This is a genomic window from Lysinibacillus canaveralius (assembly GCF_047301505.1).
GTDB lineage: Bacteria > Bacillota > Bacilli > Bacillales_A > Planococcaceae > Lysinibacillus_B.
This window is the reverse complement of sequence record NZ_CP154840.1, coordinates 3,378,853-3,396,771: the sequence shown is the minus strand read 5'-3', so window position 1 is coordinate 3,396,771 and position 17,919 is coordinate 3,378,853. Positions and strand designations below refer to the sequence as shown.

Sequence of the window (17,919 nt, the reverse complement as noted above, 5' to 3'; positions counted from 1 at the left end):
AAAGAGCACGAGGGAGTTATTCCCTCGGCTCTATTTTGACAAAGCTCAATACATGTCGATTATCATCATAACAAATGGAACGTACTTTGCTTTCGCGGTCGCGGCCGCCGTTATCATGGATAATTAAGTGAAGGCAGTCATCTTTTATCTCATAGCCAATTAGCGGTACCCAGTGGTATTTGTATAGCGGCTTTTTGTTTGTAAACCATTGGAACGTAAAATATTGGTCAAATTTCATGGCTACAGGATTACCATGCTTAAGCTGCATGATTGCTTCAGATAAATTGCACTCGTCTATAAGGAATTCCTCACCAAGCTGCTCTCGCAGCTTTCGGATGAAGCGCCATTTGAAGAGTCCAATTTTTGTTCCGCCTAATAGATCATATAGTTCATTAATGTCCTTTTTTACTACGGTATGATTTTGAGATAAATAATTTAGAATGACATGAGCAGTTGTTGGTCCGCATGCAGAATTACGAAATTCCGGGCGGACTGTGTCGTTATATTGGGACATTCCATTAACGTCTAATAAAACACGCATTTTACGTCACCTCCGATTCCGTTCTATAAAGTCTATTAATACCCACTTACCTAAAAAATAATCCTTTCACCAAATCGGATATTGAAAAAAGGCCCGCCTGTAGACGAGCCTTTTACCAATGATATCCTGTGTTGCTGAGCAGAATGATAACCGCTCATTCCCACTACCTAAAGCAGAAAGTATAGAGACAAGTATAGAAGAGAAGATGTCTTCTGATTAGGCAATAAGAGCATTCAATTAGTTTTGTGCTTCTAAGAAATCTGTTACTTGTTCTGGAGATTTGGCATTAGCACTATGCAAATGAGCAAGCTTTTCTCCATTTTGGAAAATCAATAATGAAGGAATACCCATTACTTGATACTTCTCTGCTAATTCCGGGAAGTTGTCACGGTTGGCAGAATACCATACATATTGATTATATTCTTCAACGATCGGATCGATGAACATATCCATACGTGTACAATCTGGGCACCATCCCGCAAAGAATTTCACGATGACCTTTTTATCACCGGAAATGATTTCATTGAATTGATCTACTGTAGTAATTTCTATCATACATATCACGCTCCTTATACTTGCTAGTTTACACATATTAGCGAAGAGCGGGAAGTGTTTTGCTCTGAAAGGGGAAGAAGGAAAAAAGTTTTCAGCTAAAATATAATGAATCGATGTTTATTATTTTATTGGTATATCAATGAAATGGAATGAAATTTCAGATTTTTATAGAAAATGTACTGAAAAAATGTTGCTAAAAATGACAAAATCATCTACACTAAGAACAGAAAAGCTGTTTCAAGTTTTTTTTTCGTTAAAAAATGAATGATTGTTCATTCGGTACAAAAGAGTGGAGAAGGGGGAAGTTCTCGTGACTTACAAAATTCAAAAAGCGGCCGTATTAGGGTCAGGGGTTATGGGGTCAGGTATTGCTGCGCATTTAGCGAATATCGGCATCCCGACATTATTGTTAGATATCGTACCAAAAGAAGTGACTGCAGAAGAGCAGGCTAAGGGATACACAATAGAAAGCCCGCAAGTTCGCAATCGTTTTGCAACAGGTGCCCTGCAAAAACTTCTAAAGCAAAAACCGGCACCATTAGCAGCTAAAAAGAATCTTGCGCTCATTACGGCTGGGAACTTTGAGGATGATTTCGATAAATTAAAAGATGTAGATTGGATCATTGAAGTTATTGTAGAAAACCTTGATATCAAAAAGGGACTGATGGAAAAAATCGATACGGTCCGTAAACCAGGTACGATTGTCAGCTCGAATACATCAGGGGTAAGCATCAATGCAATGGCTGAAGGACGTTCGGAAGATTTCCAAAAACATTTCCTTGGGACGCATTTCTTCAACCCGCCACGCTATTTAAAATTATTGGAGGTTATTCCTTCTACTGCAACTGCACCGGAAGTCGTCTCATTTATGCAGACATTCGGGGAAGATGTTCTAGGCAAAGGGGTAGTAGTCGCAAAAGATACGCCGAACTTCATTGCAAATCGGATCGGGACATACGGCTTGATCATCACGATGAAGGAGATGCAGGAACGCGGCTATTCTGTAGGAGAAGTTGATTCAGTGACAGGACCATTGATTGGCCGTCCAAAGTCAGCGACATTCCGTACGCTCGATGTAGTCGGTTTAGATACATTTGCGCATGTAGCGAAAAATGTATATGACAACACAACGGGCGAAGAGCAGGCAGTATTTGCCGAGAATCCAATCTTGAAGAAAATGGTTGAAAATGGATGGCTTGGTGCCAAATCCGGTCAAGGTTTCTTCGTAAAAAAAGGAAAAGAAATTTTAGAGCTTAATATAGATACATTTGAATATGAGCCGGTGAAAAAGCTGAAAACGCCTTCTATGGAAATGGCAAAACAGGCACGCGGATTAGGAAATAAGGTTAAAACTCTTGTCTATGCAAAAGATCGTACAGGTGAATTGCTGTGGAACATTTTTGCTCCGACATTGCTTTACTCAGCGCAGCTGACAGGCGAAATTGCCGATGACATTGTAGCGATTGATAATGCAATGAAATGGGGCTTCGGCTGGACACAGGGGCCATTCGAAATGTGGGATGCAATCGGTGTGAAGCAATCCGTTGAAAAAATGAAGGAAGAAGGACGCGAAATTCCAGCGTTTGTTCAAGGTCTTCTCGACAAAGGGCTTGAAACCTTCTATTCAGAAGTGGACGGCGATTTAGCTTATTACAATGGCAACGAATACGTAAAGGTGCCAGTAAATGAAAAGGCTATTAATTTAAAACGCTATAAGAAAAAGCATGGAGTAATTAAGTCAAATGCTGGCGCAAGTTTAATCGATTTACAGGATGGAGTTTTACTGCTGGAGTTCCATTCACAATCAAATGCGATCGGTCTTGATATTATCCAAATGCTGAATGCAGGAATCGATGAACTTGAAAATAACTCCGCTTATAAAGGGCTTGTTATCGGAAACCAAGGTAAAAACTTCTGTGTAGGGGCAAACCTCGGCATGATTCTCATGGAAGCGCAGGATGATAATATCTTTGAACTTGACTATGTAATCAATGCATTCCAAAAAGCAATGCGCCGCATTAAATATGCAGCAAAGCCAGTTGTAGCGGCTCCGTTCCAAATGACGCTTGGCGGTGGTGCAGAAGTATGTTTACCGGCAGCTCATATCCAAGCTTCGGCAGAGACGTACATCGGCTTAGTAGAAGCAGGTGTAGGGGTCATCCCTGGAGGAGCAGGTAACCTTGGTCTTTACGAAAAATTCCTAAAAGGAATACCGAACGGGGTAGATGTAGATCTGCAGACGGTCTTAAACAAAGTATTTGAAACTATTGCGATGGCGAAAGTATCGACTTCCGGCGAAGAGGCGCGTGAAAATAACTTCCTGGACTTCGCCGATGGAGTTTCGGTAAACCCAGATCATTTAATCTACGATGCCAAGCAGGCGGCCATTGCATTATATGATGCCGGCTACAAGCCTCCGGTGAAGAAGAAGATTAAAGTGGCAGGGGCACCAGGCTACGCAACACTGTTATTAGGTGCACAAGGCATGTTCGATTCTGGATTCATTAGCGAATATGACCTTTCAATCGCGAAAAAACTTGCATTCGTTCTTGCAGGCGGTCTTGTACCATACGGAACGGAAGTAGATGAAGAGTATATTCTAGGCTTAGAGAAAAAGGCTTTCCTGGAGCTGGTACAGCATCCGAAAACACAGCAGCGTATGCAGCACATGCTGGTTAAGGGGAAACCATTACGCAACTAGTTTGCAGGGGGAACGCTCGCATACTGCGTTACTGGTTCAGCCCATCTGATCTGCGAACGTTTTCTTTACAGTCTTAAATAATCATAACGAGTTTAATAGAAAATGATGAATAGCATTCAGCTAAACAAGGGGGAGACATCACTATGCGTGAAGCCGTTATTGTGGCAGGTGCAAGAACGCCAATCGGAAAAGCAAAAAAGGGTTCACTTGCAGCAATGCGTCCGGATGATTTCGGCGGCGTTGTTGTAAAAGAAACATTGAAACGAGCAGGCTATGAAGGGCCAATCGATGATTTAATCATGGGTTGTGCAATGCCTGAAGCAGAACAAGGAATGAACGTGGCGCGTTTAATCGGAGCGCTTGCCGGCCTTCCGGATTCTACTCCTGCTATCACAGTCAATCGTTTCTGTTCATCAGGGCTGCAATCGATTGCCTATGCTGCAGAGCGTATTATGCTTGGCCATTCTAGAGCGATTATTGCCGGCGGCGTAGAATCAATGAGCATGATTCCAATGACAGGAAATACAGTGCGGTTGAATCCAAAGCTGGCAGAAGAAGCACCTCAATATTATATGGGGATGGGACATACGGCAGAGGAAGTAGCACGCCGCTATGAAGTAAGCCGTGAAGACCAAGATGCTTTTGCAGTTCGTTCCCATGAGTTGGCCGAGAAAGCAATCAAAGAAGGAAAATTCAAGGATGAAATTGTACCGGTCGAAGTGACACAGCATTTTGTAGATAAGGATAATAAACCTGGATCACGTACATTTACATTCGATACAGACGAAGGTGTGCGTCCAGGTACAACAGTTGAAGGATTGGCAAAGCTTCGCCCGGCATTCAATATAAAAGGCTCTGTAACAGCAGGGAATGCTTCCCAGACTTCTGACGGGGCAGCAGCAGTGCTCGTAATGGACCGTGAAGAAGCAGAAGCACAAGGTATGAAGCCAATGGCGAAATTCCTAGGGTTTGCTGTTGGGGGAGTGCCGCCGGAAGTAATGGGAATTGGCCCGATTGAAGCGGTACCGAAAGCATTGAAGATCGCTGGTTTGACACAGGACCAAATCGATCTTTGGGAGATTAACGAAGCATTTGCTTCTCAATCAATCCAAGTCGTTCGCCACCTTGGCATTGATATGGATAAGGTCAATGTAAACGGCGGTGCTATTGCACTTGGCCATCCACTAGGTGCAACAGGTACGATCCTGACGCTTAAGCTGATTCATGAATTAAAACGCCGTGGACAAAAGTACGGTGTAGTCACAATGTGTATCGGCGGCGGTATGGGTGCTGCAGGGGTGTTTGAAGTACTTTAATAAGCGTTAGAACAGCTTTCGGGAAGCACATTCTAATTGCCTCCGAATGGGCTTCCCGGGCTTTCTATATATAAGAAATATAAATTCATTCAGCTGCAAATTCGCCAGTGCAGCCTGATTTACAATAGGCGAACCAAAACATTAAGGGGAGGATGTTCATAATGGAACAAACAACAAACATTATTAAAGGCGGCGGATTCTTGATTGAGGACGTGGATATTAATCGTGTAATTACGCCAGAGGATTTCACAGACGAGCAGAAAATGATCGCGCAAACAACGACAGAGTTTGTGCAAAACGAAGTACTGCCGGTTGTCGAAAACTTGGAGCATCACGAATTCGAGCATTCAGTACGTTTATTGAAAACAGCAGGTGAATTAGGGCTGTTAGCTGCTGACGTACCGGAAGAATACGAAGGCCTTGGACTTGATAAAATTTCTTCAGCACTAATCGCAGAAAAATTGTCTCCAGCAGGTGGTTTCTCTATTACACATGGTGCACACGTAGGAATCGGTTCTTTGCCAATCGTTTTATTCGGTAACGAAGAGCAAAAATCAAAGTATCTTCCAAAGCTGGCTTCTGGCGAATTGATTGCTGCTTATGCATTGACTGAGCCAGGTTCAGGTTCAGATGCTTTAGGTGCAAAAACAACAGCGAAATTAAATGAAGCAGGTACGCACTATGTATTAAATGGTGAAAAACAATGGATTACAAATGCCGGCTTTGCTGACGTATTTGTTGTCTATGCAAAAATCGATGGGGATAAATTCACAGCATTTATCGTAGAAAGATCATTCCCGGGTGTATCAGTAGGACCGGAAGAGAAGAAAATGGGGATCAAATCTTCTTCTACTCGTACATTGATTTTAGAGGATGCACAAGTACCAGTGGAAAACTTACTTGGTGAAGTGGGCCGTGGTCACGTAATCGCATTCAACATTTTAAACATCGGCCGTTATAAATTAGGGGTTGGTACTGTAGGAGCTTCTAAACGTGCGTTAGAGCTGGCTGTTCAATATGCAAACCAGCGCCAGCAATTTAAAACACCATTATCAGGCTTCAGCCTGACAAAAGAAAAACTAGCGACAATGGCATCTCAGTTATATGCTTCTGAATCATTAAACTATCGTACGGTAGGGTACTTCGAAGATACATTGAGCCAGCTATCTCCTGAAGAGCAAAAGGACGGCCGTGCTATTGCAGCAGCAGTAGCAGAGTATGCGATTGAATGCTCTATTGCTAAAGTATTCGGTTCTGAAACATTAGACTATATCGCGGATGAAGCTGTGCAATTACACGGCGGCTACGGCTTCATGGCAGAGTACGAAGTAGAGCGCATCTACCGTGACTCCCGTATTAACCGTATCTTTGAAGGTACAAACGAAATCAACCGTATGATCGTACCTGGTACATTCATGAAGAAAGCATTAAAAGGCGAGCTGCCGCTTCTTCAAGTAGCGCAAAACCTGCAAAATGAGCTTCTTATGCTGATGCCTGAGGAATTAGAAGATGCTCCATTAGCACAAGAAAAATATCTTGTGAAAAATGCGAAGAAAATTGCAGTTTTGGCAGCAGGTACAGCAGCGCAGGCATTTGGGGCTAAATTAGATCAAGAGCAAGAACTGCTTGTAAATATTGCAAACATTGCAAACCAATTATACGCAATGGAATCTGCAGTCATCCGTACACAAAAAGCAATCGAGCGTGACGGTGCAGAAAAAGCGAAGCAAAAAATTCTTTATACAGAAATTTTCTGCCAGGAAGCATTCGCGGAAATCGAAAAAGAAGCAAAAGATACATTGCTTGCTTCAGTGGAAGGCGATGCTGGCCGTATGACATTATCGGCTTTACGTAAATTAACGCGTAACAACCCTTACAACCTGATTCCGAAAAAGCGTGAAGCAGCTGCAAAAATCATCGAAGCTGAAAAGTATACTGTGTAATATAAGTTTATTGAGACTATCCTGCCTGAGCAGGATGGTCTCAGCCTGTTGACAAACGCTTTCATCCTGCGTTGCTTGCCTTGCTCATCCGCGAATGAACTTAGGTTCTATTCGAGTCTTCGCTCGTCGGTGCGCCTTGTCTGACAAGCGTTTTCAAGACAGGCTGGGTAAAATCTTCTCTTTACCAAAGTATCTAAAAAGACGTATAGACAAAGTCATAAAACGACTTTGTCTTCGCTCTGAGACCATCCTGCCTGAGCAGGATGGTCTTTTTCGTATAAAGGCATTTACGCCTATGGCAATTTTGGAAACGAGACATACTTTACTTATAACATGCATGATTGGATGCGGATGCCCCGAAACCTCCATAACTGGTAAACAATAAATTTCATGGAAATAGATTTTAAATTTTTAGCTTTTCTAGACTGTTTCCTTTACAATGGGGGAGGACAAATTTATATAAAAAGGGGCAACATTCATGGCACTTACAGTTATTCAATATCCTAAATGCACAACATGCAGAAAAGCGATTAAATGGCTCGAAGAAAATAATCTTGCATATGAATCCATTCATATTGTTGAACAAACGCCGACAAAGGAAGAATTGACAGAGCTATATAAAAAGAGCGGTCTTCCTTTAAAGAAATTTTTCAATACATCAGGCAATAAGTACAAAGAGCTTGGTTTAAAGGATCAGCTGTCAACTATGTCAGAGGAAGAACAGCTGGAGTTATTGGCATCAGATGGCATGTTGATAAAACGTCCAATCGTTACAGACGGACAAAAAGTAACACTTGGATTTAAGGAGTCTGACTTCTCAGAAACATGGAAATAAACTGAATGTGAGCTTGTTTTTGCTATAGAAATGTGTCAAACTGAAGAGGATTATTGATACATTTCGTTGGAGGGATTTATTCATGAGTATTCCTAAAGATCTGCGCTATACGCAAGAGCATGAATGGGTAAAAATTGAAGGCAATAAAGTACGTGTTGGTATTACGGACTTCGCACAGCATGAATTAGGCGATATCGTATTCGTTGAGCTTCCTGAAGTAGGCGATACAGTAACGTTTAATGAACCGTTTGGTAGCGTAGAATCAGTAAAAACAGTTTCTGAATTATATTCACCAGTGTCTGGTACAGTAGTAGAAGTGAATGAGGAGTTATCTGATAACCCTGAATTCGTTAATGAATCTCCATATGAAAATGCTTGGATGATTGTTATTGAACTTTCGAATGAATCGGAAGTAGAGCAATTAATGACTGCTGAAGCATATGAAGAATTGATCGCTGAATAATACGAAAGCGCCTGAATCTAACAGTAGATTTTGGCGCTTTTTTTCAAAATAAAAGAAAGTAAAACTTTTTACTTTATAGAATAGTTCGGTATGCGCGTCTGCAGCTTGAAGCTGCTTCGTCTATTGCTAGGCATGGGAAATATGTTAGATAAAAGCTTGCAGCAGCAAAAAAGATGCGAATGCCCCTTTCATAAAAGCGGGAGGTAAGCGGTGAATGATTGAAAAGTGTATAATTGTAGAAGGTCGTTCTGATAAATTAAAAATTGAGCCTCTGCTTGCTGAACATGTGTTGATCATTTGTACACATGGCACGAAGGACGAGGAAGCGTTCATTGACTTGCTTGAGCCGTATGAGTACTGTGAGTTTTTTACATTTTTTGACCGGGATAAATCCGGCGATTATTTGCGAAAAATGATGCGTCGCACATACAGTGAAGCAGTTCAGCTGGAGCTGCCCGCCCCTTTTACAGGTGTTGCAGAAGCACCGAGTGCGATTGTGCGCCAAATTTTACAAGCGGCCAAATTCCAAGTGAAATAGGATGATTAGATGAAGGAATGGACACAGAATGAGTGGCAGGAAGCAATGAAAACAGAGCGTATAGCTGCCTTTTATTTATATACACCAATTTGTGGTACATGTGCTATCGCCTCTAAAATGATGACAGTTGTGGAAGAACTACTGCCGGATGTAGCGATTGGTAAAGGAAATGTGAATTATTTGGAAGATTTGGCGATGCAATATGAGGTGGAAAGTGTACCTTGTTTGCTGATTGCACGCGATGGAGAGTATGCCCAAAAGCTGTATGCATTTCAATCCGTACCTAATTTGTATGAAATATTAAAAAAGTGATTGACGGACAATTGCATGGCGTGGTACAGTAACAAACATAAAAATAAACTTAATAACGTTACTCTTATAAAGAGCGGTGGAGGGAAGTGCCCTGTGAAGCCCGGCAACCATCACATATGTGAAAAGGTGCCAAGTCACTCAAAGTCATGCTTTGGAAGATGAGAGAACGGTTACGTATAAAATGTACGAAAACCTTTCTGCTTATCACGGCGGAAAGGTTTTTTTATGTAGAAGGAGCCAAATATGATTGAGTTACGTAATATAACAAAAGTTTACAAAACGAAAAACGGTGAATTGACAGCCGTTGATAATGTAAACCTATCGATTGAAAAAGGAGAAATATACGGCATTATCGGCTATAGCGGTGCGGGTAAAAGTACGATGATCCGCCTGTTGAATGGTTTAGAAAAGCCGACGACGGGCTCCGTCATAGTAAACCAAGAGGAAATCTCGGCAATTTCTGGTGGAAAGCTTCGTGCAGCACGTCAGAAAATCAGTATGATCTTCCAGCACTTCAATCTTCTATGGTCCCGTACAGTGGAAGAGAATATCGCATTTCCATTGGAGATTGCAGGGGTACCAAAGCAGGAGCGTGCAAAGCGTGTGGCTGAGCTTATTGACCTCGTTGGTTTGACAGGCCGCGGCAAAGCGTATCCCTCTCAATTATCAGGCGGGCAAAAGCAGCGTGTAGGGATTGCAAGGGCGCTTGCCAACAATCCAGAAGTTCTGCTTTGCGATGAAGCAACTTCCGCTCTCGATCCGGAAACAACAGATTCGATCCTGGAGCTATTACTGGACATTAACAAGCGTTTAGGGCTGACAATTGTGCTGATTACACACGAAATGCATGTTATACGCAAAATCTGCCACCGTGTAGCCGTTATGGAAGCTGGGAAGGTAGTAGAGACTGGAAAGGTATTAGATGTCTTCCAGAACCCGCAGGCACCTATTACGAAAAGGTTTGTATCGCAAGTATCAGGTACAAATGAAACAAGAGAATCAATCGAGCAGATTCTGGAAAATTATCCTTCCGGTAAGCTGGTAAAAGTAACGTTTGTGGGACAAGCTACAGAACAACCTGTTATTTCTCAGCTGATTAAGGAGCATGGGGTTGATGTAAATATTGTACATGGGTCTATTTCCTATACGACAAGCGGTCCTTACGGGACATTGATTGTGCATATTGACGGAACAGAGGAGCAAGTACAAACGGCACTTCACGTGTTGGCAAAACATGAATTACAAACGGAGGTGATTGAGCATGCTTAGTCAATTATTTCCGAATGTAAACTGGGAGAAGATGACAGAAGCTTTATATGAAACAGTGTATATGACTGCTGTTTCTACAATCATTACATTTATTTTAGGATTGGCAATCGGCATTGTGCTTTTTTTAACAAGTCCATATCAATTATGGGCAAATAAAATTGTTTATTTCTTAACAGGATCATTAGTGAATATTTTCCGTTCGATTCCATTTATCGTATTGATCATATTACTAATTCCATTTACAAAGTTTTTAGTAGGTTCCATTCGTGGTGCCAATGCGGCATTACCGGCGCTCATAATTGGAGCAGCTCCGTTTTATGCACGCATGGTGTTAATTGCTCTTCGTGAAATTGATAAAGGCGTTATTGAAGCAGCTCGCTCAATGGGGGCAAAAACATCGACTATTATCTTTAAGGTACTAATGCCAGAAAGCTTACCGGCATTAATATCAGGTATTACCGTAACCGCTGTTGCACTTGTCGGTTATACTGCAATGGCCGGCATTATTGGAGCTGGCGGATTAGGGAACTTGGCATATTTAGAAGGGTTCCAGCGAAATCGTTCAGATGTGACATTGATGGCGACCATTTTAATATTACTTGTCGTATTCATTATTCAATATATCGGTGATTTTATTACAGCAAAAATTGATAAGCGTTAATTAGTGCGTTCACGCACCTATAAAAATAAATTTATAAGAAAAGGCAGGGTTTAATATTATGGCATTTTTAACAAAGAAAAAGGTATTAGCATCTACATTGGTATCAGCATCTGTATTAGCATTAGCAGCATGTGGCTCAGATGATGAGGGTACAAACACAGGCAGCACGGACAATGCGGATAAAGAAGAATCTTCAACATTAGTAGTAGGCGCTTCTAATACACCACATGCAATCATTTTAGAGCAAGTGGAGCCGATTTTAGAAGAACAAGGCATTGATTTAGAAATCGAAACGTATCAAGATTATATCTTGCCAAACCAAGACCTTGAGGGCAAAGAAATTGATGCTAACTATTTCCAGCACATTCCTTATTTCGAAGCTCAAATTGAAGAGTTCGGTTATGACTTCGCAAACGCAGGCGGCATCCATATTGAGCCGATCGGTGTCTACTCTAAAAAATATAACTCGCTTTCAGAACTTCCTGAAGGAGCTACGATTCTGTTATCGAACTCTGTAGCAGACCATGGCCGTATGTTATCGCTGCTTGAGCAAGAAGGTTTGATTAAACTGAAGGAAGGCATCGATAAAACGAAGGCTGAAACTTCGGATATCGTGGAAAATCCAAAGAACTTTGAATTTGATGCCAATACAGAAGCATCACTGCTATATCAAATGTATGAAAATGAAGAAGGCGATGCAGTATTAATCAACTCAAACTATGCAATCGACAACGGCTTAAATCCATTGGAAGACTCTATTGCGATTGAAAGTTCTGAATCACCATATGTAAACATTATTGCAGTACGTGCAGGTGATGAGGACAGCGAAAAGATCAAAGCATTAGTAGAAGCTTTACATTCCGAAAAAATCCAAGAGTTCATTCTTGAAGAGTGGGGCGGCTCTGTCGTACCTGTAACAAAATAAATAAGATAATCCCAAGAACAAGTCGTTCTTGGGATTTTTTTGCGGGGAATTCTGAGATATTCCCCGGGAAATCGACATAATGAGAGAGAATCGCCGATATTTGTATAGAAGCTGCTGATATCCCGGTGATGCCTCACATGAAAACAAGCCGTCCCCAGCAACGGAAACGGCTTATTTTTATTGGAATTGTGATAGACGTGAGAAGAAGTTTGTGACGAAGTCCAGAAAGACTTTTTCGGAAGCAGCGAGTTCACGGTTTGTCGGTGAAATAACCCCTACAGTACGGCGGATTGCAGGGATGGCAATCGGCATTTTTACTGTAAAGCGGGGTGTTGAATCGTATAGAGAGCTTTCAGGAAGCAGTGTTACGCCGATACCCGCTGCAACAAGTCCCTTCAACGCATCCATATCTTCCCCCTCAGATGTAATTGCTGGTACGAAGCCGGCAGACCTGCATGCTTCTACAGCTACTTTATGGAGAATGTAACCCTCTGGAAAAAGTACGAAGTTTTCATTTCGTAAATCGACAAGATTGATCTGTTTATTTTTTGCAAGCCGGTGATTAGCAGGAAGCAGGGCATGTATATTTTCGCTGAAAAGTATGGTTGTATTGATTGATTCATCCTTTGGCGGGAGGGGTCCTAAAAATGCCAGGTTTAATTCGCGATTTTTCACCGCATCGATTAAAAATTTGTATGTCCCTTGGCGTAAGTGGAAGGACACATCGGGATATTCTTTCTTGAAAGCAGAAATAACAGTTGGTAATACATAGCTTGCTAAACTTGTAGGAAAGCCGATTTTTATCGTTCCTTTTGCCGGATCCAAAAATTCCTCGACTTGCTTTGCAGCAAAGTCAATTGCCTTAAGCGCGGTAATTGTGTGTTCTAAAAAGGTCTTACCAATCGGTGTCAGCTTTACATTACGCCCGATTCTTTCAAAAAGCGGTGTCCCCAGTTCTTCCTCAAGGTTGGCAATTTGCCGGCTGATAGCTGACTGTGCTACGTGAAGATGCTCTGCAGCTTCAGAAATATGTTCGCGTTCTGCTACCTCTACAAAATAGCGTAATTGGCGTAATTCCAACGTTCTCACCCCATTTATCTAATTATTAGATTAATTCCATCCAAACTATATATTGTTTATATTATTTCGAAAACTTTAAAATGTAAATACGTAATTGAAAGATTTGGGGGGAATTTACATGGCTTTTCATCAATATCCAGCAGCACAAGGTCTTTATTCACCGGAGTTCGAGCATGACGCGTGTGGAATTGGGATGTATGCAAACTTTAAAGGACGACCGTCACATGAAATCGTAAAGAACGGGTTAGAGATGTTATGTCGCCTGGAACACCGTGCAGGACGTGGGGGAGACGGTAAGACAGGTGATGGAGCAGGCATCATGGTACAAATCCCGGACGTATTTTTCAAATTAAACTGTACGGAACTCAATTTACCCGAAAAAGGCGAGTATGGTGTCGGGCAGTTATTTTTCACAGACCGAGAAGAAGAACGCAAGGCAATTGAAGCAAAAATGAACGAATTGATTACAGCGGAGGGCCAGTCATTAATCGGGTGGCGCTGGGCACCAACGGATAAGAGTAAGCTGAGTGAGGTGGCAAAGTCCTCGGCTCCGGTTGTACGACAGGTTTTCATTCGTAAAAATGCAAGTGACCGATTAGCCTTCGAACGAAAGCTGTATGTCATTCGAAAGCAGGTTGAACATTGGGCTGAAGCTCAAGGATACGAATTTTATTGCCCTAGCTTATCGAGCCAAACAATGGTATTCAAGGGGTTGCTGGCGCCTGAAGAGGTAAGCGATTTTTATCAGGATTTACAGGACGAGAGCTTTGTATCGGCATTTGCGCTTGTACATTCTCGTTATTCAACGAATACATTCCCATCTTGGAAACGTGCGCACCCAAACCGCTATATCATCCATAACGGAGAAATCAACACACTGCGCGGCAATATGAACTGGATGCGTGCCCGTGAACAGCAGTTTGTATCGGAAGCATTCGGAGATGATTTACAAAAGCTCTTACCGATTATTGATCCATCAGGGTCTGACTCTTCAATGCTTGATAATGCATTCGAGTTCTTTGTATTAGCAGGGCGTACACCGGCTCATGCCGCGATGATGCTGATTCCGGAGCCTTGGACGGAAAATCCACGTATCGATAAAGGGCGAAAAGCATTTTATCAATATCATGCGAGTCTAATGGAGCCGTGGGATGGACCGACAGCAATCTGCTTCACGGACGGTAAGCAAATCGGTGCAATTCTTGATCGTAATGGTTTGCGTCCAGGCCGTTTGTATGTAACAAAGGATGATCATGTCATTTTCTCTTCTGAAACAGGAGTAGTGGATGTACCGGAGGAAGAGGTAGTCATGAAAGACCGCCTAAGCCCGGGACGCATGCTGTTAATCGATCTTGAGCAAGGTAAAATCATTTCGGATGAAGATCTGAAATCTGAAATGGTAGTACAGGAGCCTTACCAGAAATGGCTGGAAGAAAACATGATCAAGCTGGACGCTGAAAAGGAAGAGCCGATTGTCGTGAATGACCTGACGCTTCGTCAAAAGATTTATGGCTACACATTTGAAGATGTACAGAAGTATATTGTCCCGTTAGCGAAGGAAGGGAAGGATCCTTTAGGTTCCATGGGAAATGATACGCCGCTTGCGGTACTGTCAGATCGACCACAGTCATTGTTCAATTATTTCAAGCAGCTATTCGCGCAAGTAACAAATCCACCGATCGACTCGATTCGTGAACATGTCGTAACTTCTACAATGACATTGCTAGGCAAGGAAGGAAACTTGCTTCATCCAAGTGCAGAAAACGCACGACGTATTATGCTGGAGACACCTATATTAACGAATAGTGAATATAAACGTTTGTTAGAGAACAACGAAAAGGATTTCCGGTCTTCTGTTATCACACTTGCCTACACACACAGTATCGAAGAAGAACTAATTCGCATTCGTGAGCAGGCAGTAGCTGCAATTGAAGAGGGTAAGTCGTTGCTTGTACTTTGTGACAATATCGAGAATCCGGCTGTACCAACAGTACCAGTACTGCTTGCAGCAAGCAGTCTGCATCAATATTTAGTAAGGGAAGGTCTCCGGACGAAGGTGAGCCTCATCGTTAATAGCGCGGAAGCTCGTGAAGTACACCATTTTGCAGCCTTGATTGGTTTTGGCGTAGATGCAATTAATCCATATCTTGCCTACGCTACAATTAAGGAAGCAATTGAAAAGGAAAACCTGCATGTAGACTACCAGACAGCTGTGAAAAAATTCCGTAAGGGAGCAGCAGACGGTGTAGTGAAAGTTATGTCCAAAATGGGGATTTCCACTGTACAGTCATACCGGGGTGCACAAGTATTTGAGGCGGTAGGAATTAGTAAAGAGGTAATCGAGGAGCACTTTACAGGCACAGCTTCTCAAATCGACGGTATTGATATAGAAACGATCGGAGAAGAGGCAAAACGACGTTATGAATATGCAGTAAAAGCAATGCGCGCTGAGCTGGAGTCAGGTTCTGATTTCCAATGGCGGGCAGATGGTGAACACCATGCCTTTAATCCGAAAACAATCCATACATTACAGTGGGCAACCCGCAAAAATGATTATGGCCTATATCGGATGTATGCTGAAATGGCGAATGAAGAAAGAATTGGTTTTTTACGGAACTTATTTGACTTTAAGAAGGCAGAGCGAAAAATCCCGTTAGAAGATGTAGAGTCTGTGGATTCCATTGTGAAACGCTTTAAATCCGGGGCAATGTCTTTTGGTTCATTATCGAAAGAGGCTCATGAAACATTAGCAATTGCGATGAACCGTCTAGGTGCCCGCTCTAATTCCGGGGAGGGCGGGGAAGATCCAGCCCGTTTTACGCCGGATGCGAATGGGGATTATCGCCGCAGTGCCATCAAGCAGATTGCTTCAGGACGCTTTGGGGTGAAATCACACTATCTAGTAAATGCCGATGAGCTGCAAATTAAAATGGCGCAAGGAGCAAAACCAGGAGAAGGCGGTCAATTACCGGGCAATAAAGTCTATCCGTGGGTTGCAGAAGTCCGCGGTTCAACACCGGGAGTAGGTTTAATCTCACCGCCGCCTCATCATGATATTTACTCGATTGAGGATATGGCTGAATTAATCCATGATTTGAAAAATGCAAACCGATATGCCCGTATTTCTGTCAAACTTGTAGCGAAGGCAGGTGTAGGAACGATTGCGGCTGGTGTGGCAAAAGGTGCAGCAGATGTAATTGTTATTTCGGGCTATGACGGAGGTACAGGAGCTTCACCGAAAACTTCCATCAAGCATACAGGGCTGCCATGGGAGCTAGGACTTGCAGAAGCACATCAAACATTGATGCTGAATGGTCTCCGTGACAGAGTAATATTAGAAACAGACGGAAAATTAATGACAGGAAAAGATGTGGTGATGGCGGCTCTGTTAGGAGCAGAGGAATTTGGATTTGCAACAGCTCCGTTAATTGTTTTGGGCTGTGTAATGATGCGTGCATGTCATTTGGATACTTGTCCAGTTGGCGTGGCGACACAAAACCCGGAACTTCGCGCCAAATTCATGGGCAGTGCCGACCACGTAGTAAATTATATGCGCTTTGTAGCAGAAGAAATGCGTGAATATATGTCAATTCTTGGTTTCCGTACAGTTGAGGAAATGGTAGGAAGAACAGATGTGCTGATGATTTCTGAACGTACAAAGCAGCATTGGAAAGCAAACCAGCTGGATTTGACAGCTCTTCTTCACCAAGTCCAGGGCACGCGTACCAAACAGCGCGAGCAAAATCATGGAATTGCAGAAAGCTTTGATATGGTGCATCTATTGCCGAAAGTAGAAAAAGCGATTGAAGAGAAGAAAAAAGTGGACCTATCATTCCCGATTAAAAATACAGATCGCGTAATGGGAACAATTATCGGCAGCGAGATTTCCCGTAAATACGGCGAACAAGGATTAACGGACAACACGATTAATCTAACATTCACTGGACACGCGGGACAGAGCTTTGGTGCATTCATTCCACGCGGTATGACGATGAAAGTAACGGGCGATGCGAACGACTATTTCGGCAAAGGATTATCCGGCGGTAAGGTGATAGCTGTATCGCCGATCAAGGGTGATTATGAGAAGAATGTTATTGCCGGAAACGTATGTCTCTATGGTGCAACAAGCGGCCAGGCATTTATTAATGGACGTGCAGGACACCGATTCGCTGTACGTAATTCAGGTGCTAATATCGTGGTCGAAGGAATTGGGGACCATGGATGTGAGTACATGACAGGAGGACGTATTGTTGTCTTAGGAGATGTTGGTCAAAATTTTGGGGCCGGTATGTCGGGCGGCGTTGCATATGTCTTACCAACTAACGCAGCCGCCTTTAAAGCACAGTGCAATCTTGAGATGATTGAATTTGCGAAGCTAGAAGAGAAAGGTGAAATCGAAGCAGTCCGCAATATGATTATTCAACATCTGGAGCAGACAGACAGTACCGCAGCACTTAATGTATTGGCGAAGTGGGAGGAAATGGTACCGAAGTTCGTAAAGGTTGTGCCAACGGATTACCAGGCAATGGTAGAAAAAATCAATTTCCACAAGCTGCAAGGTTTAACGGATGAAAATGCTGCTATGCAAGCATTTGTAGAAACAACAGGCAGCAAGGAGTTTGCCATTTCGAAATAAGCAAAATAGTAAGGTTTTGCTCTCATGAAAGCCAAGGTATTGTGCTGGATGCTGCTTTATAAGGCGTCGCCAAAGGGTTGTGTGAGAATTACATGCAGCCTTTGGTGAATTGCTTTATACAGGCAGCCAAGGTACAAAGGTGTT

14 protein-coding genes and 1 riboswitch are annotated in these 17,919 nt (G+C 42.6%); of the genes, 11 read left to right on the top strand and 3 right to left on the bottom strand.

The features are described from left to right. Positions 1-16 precede the first annotated feature (16 nt). Both AA0Y26_RS17265 and AA0Y26_RS17260 read right to left on the bottom strand, forming a co-directional pair. Positions 17-541, bottom strand: a complete 525-nt coding sequence (locus AA0Y26_RS17265; protein ID WP_413363281.1) for a C39 family peptidase — start codon at positions 539-541, stop codon at positions 17-19. Positions 542-778: 237 nt separating this feature from the next. Beyond that, complete coding sequence (locus AA0Y26_RS17260) at positions 779-1,096, bottom strand: thioredoxin family protein (RefSeq protein ID WP_413363280.1); 318 nt, start codon at positions 1,094-1,096, stop codon at positions 779-781. Between the two features lie 310 nt (positions 1,097-1,406). Between AA0Y26_RS17260 and AA0Y26_RS17255 the strand changes: the two genes are divergently transcribed. The 10 genes from AA0Y26_RS17255 (at position 1,407) to AA0Y26_RS17210 (ending at position 12,059) form a co-directional block, all read left to right on the top strand. Continuing rightward, positions 1,407-3,797: a 3-hydroxyacyl-CoA dehydrogenase/enoyl-CoA hydratase family protein gene (locus AA0Y26_RS17255; protein WP_413363279.1), complete on the top strand. Its 2,391-nt coding sequence runs from the start codon at positions 1,407-1,409 to the stop codon at positions 3,795-3,797. 143 nt (positions 3,798-3,940) lie between these two features. After that, the gene (locus AA0Y26_RS17250) at positions 3,941-5,113 is read left to right on the top strand and encodes an acetyl-CoA C-acetyltransferase (RefSeq protein WP_413363278.1); all 1,173 of its coding nucleotides are present in this window, start codon (positions 3,941-3,943) and stop codon (positions 5,111-5,113) included. A gap of 161 nt (positions 5,114-5,274) precedes the next feature. Continuing rightward, on the top strand, positions 5,275-7,056 hold the full coding sequence (locus AA0Y26_RS17245) for an acyl-CoA dehydrogenase family protein (protein ID WP_413363277.1): 1,782 nt from the start codon (positions 5,275-5,277) through the stop codon (positions 7,054-7,056). Between the two features lie 478 nt (positions 7,057-7,534). Next, the gene (locus AA0Y26_RS17240) at positions 7,535-7,891 is read left to right on the top strand and encodes an arsenate reductase family protein (protein WP_413363276.1); all 357 of its coding nucleotides are present in this window, start codon (positions 7,535-7,537) and stop codon (positions 7,889-7,891) included. Positions 7,892-7,973: 82 nt separating this feature from the next. After that, positions 7,974-8,354: a glycine cleavage system protein GcvH gene (gene gcvH, locus AA0Y26_RS17235; RefSeq protein WP_413363275.1), complete on the top strand. Its 381-nt coding sequence runs from the start codon at positions 7,974-7,976 to the stop codon at positions 8,352-8,354. A gap of 214 nt (positions 8,355-8,568) precedes the next feature. Further along, positions 8,569-8,892 carry a hypothetical protein gene (locus tag AA0Y26_RS17230; RefSeq protein ID WP_413363274.1) on the top strand — a complete coding sequence of 108 codons (324 nt, stop codon included), beginning with the start codon at positions 8,569-8,571 and terminating at the stop codon, positions 8,890-8,892. Positions 8,893-8,901: 9 nt separating this feature from the next. Then, the gene (locus AA0Y26_RS17225) at positions 8,902-9,204 is read left to right on the top strand and encodes a thioredoxin family protein (protein WP_413363273.1); all 303 of its coding nucleotides are present in this window, start codon (positions 8,902-8,904) and stop codon (positions 9,202-9,204) included. A gap of 61 nt (positions 9,205-9,265) precedes the next feature. Continuing rightward, a riboswitch (SAM riboswitch) is annotated at positions 9,266-9,369 on the top strand. A gap of 78 nt (positions 9,370-9,447) precedes the next feature. Then, on the top strand, positions 9,448-10,473 hold the full coding sequence (locus AA0Y26_RS17220; protein WP_413363272.1) for a methionine ABC transporter ATP-binding protein: 1,026 nt from the start codon (positions 9,448-9,450) through the stop codon (positions 10,471-10,473). After that, on the top strand, positions 10,466-11,134 hold the full coding sequence (locus AA0Y26_RS17215; RefSeq protein ID WP_413363271.1) for a methionine ABC transporter permease: 669 nt from the start codon (positions 10,466-10,468) through the stop codon (positions 11,132-11,134). The genes AA0Y26_RS17220 and AA0Y26_RS17215 overlap by 8 nt, the downstream gene beginning before the upstream one ends. Positions 11,135-11,192: 58 nt before the next feature. Beyond that, on the top strand, positions 11,193-12,059 hold the full coding sequence (locus tag AA0Y26_RS17210) for a MetQ/NlpA family ABC transporter substrate-binding protein (protein WP_413363270.1): 867 nt from the start codon (positions 11,193-11,195) through the stop codon (positions 12,057-12,059). Positions 12,060-12,236: 177 nt separating this feature from the next. Here AA0Y26_RS17210 and AA0Y26_RS17205 read toward each other — a convergent pair whose 3' ends face one another. Next, positions 12,237-13,139, bottom strand: coding sequence for a LysR family transcriptional regulator (locus AA0Y26_RS17205; protein ID WP_413363269.1), 903 nt, complete (start codon positions 13,137-13,139; stop codon positions 12,237-12,239). A 118-nt stretch (positions 13,140-13,257) separates the two neighbouring features. Here AA0Y26_RS17205 and gltB point away from each other — a divergent pair, with 118 nt between their 5' ends. Beyond that, complete coding sequence (gene gltB, locus AA0Y26_RS17200; RefSeq protein WP_413363268.1) at positions 13,258-17,775, top strand: glutamate synthase large subunit; 4,518 nt, start codon at positions 13,258-13,260, stop codon at positions 17,773-17,775. Positions 17,776-17,919: the final 144 nt, after the last annotated feature.

Excerpts from the sequence above, each read along its gene's own strand:
- AA0Y26_RS17265 (WP_413363281.1), bottom strand. The coding sequence starts at position 541 with ATGCGTGTTTTATTAGACGTTAATGGAATGTCCCAATATAACGACACA.
- AA0Y26_RS17260 (WP_413363280.1), bottom strand. The coding sequence starts at position 1,096 with ATGATAGAAATTACTACAGTAGATCAATTCAATGAAATCATTTCCGGT.
- AA0Y26_RS17250 (WP_413363278.1), top strand. The coding sequence starts at position 3,941 with ATGCGTGAAGCCGTTATTGTGGCAGGTGCAAGAACGCCAATCGGAAAA.
- AA0Y26_RS17245 (WP_413363277.1), top strand. The coding sequence starts at position 5,275 with ATGGAACAAACAACAAACATTATTAAAGGCGGCGGATTCTTGATTGAG.
- AA0Y26_RS17240 (WP_413363276.1), top strand. The coding sequence starts at position 7,535 with ATGGCACTTACAGTTATTCAATATCCTAAATGCACAACATGCAGAAAA.
- gcvH (WP_413363275.1), top strand. The coding sequence starts at position 7,974 with ATGAGTATTCCTAAAGATCTGCGCTATACGCAAGAGCATGAATGGGTA.
- AA0Y26_RS17230 (WP_413363274.1), top strand. The coding sequence starts at position 8,569 with ATGATTGAAAAGTGTATAATTGTAGAAGGTCGTTCTGATAAATTAAAA.
- AA0Y26_RS17225 (WP_413363273.1), top strand. The coding sequence starts at position 8,902 with ATGAAGGAATGGACACAGAATGAGTGGCAGGAAGCAATGAAAACAGAG.
- AA0Y26_RS17220 (WP_413363272.1), top strand. The coding sequence starts at position 9,448 with ATGATTGAGTTACGTAATATAACAAAAGTTTACAAAACGAAAAACGGT.
- AA0Y26_RS17215 (WP_413363271.1), top strand. The coding sequence starts at position 10,466 with ATGCTTAGTCAATTATTTCCGAATGTAAACTGGGAGAAGATGACAGAA.
- AA0Y26_RS17210 (WP_413363270.1), top strand. The coding sequence starts at position 11,193 with ATGGCATTTTTAACAAAGAAAAAGGTATTAGCATCTACATTGGTATCA.
- gltB (WP_413363268.1), top strand. The coding sequence starts at position 13,258 with ATGGCTTTTCATCAATATCCAGCAGCACAAGGTCTTTATTCACCGGAG.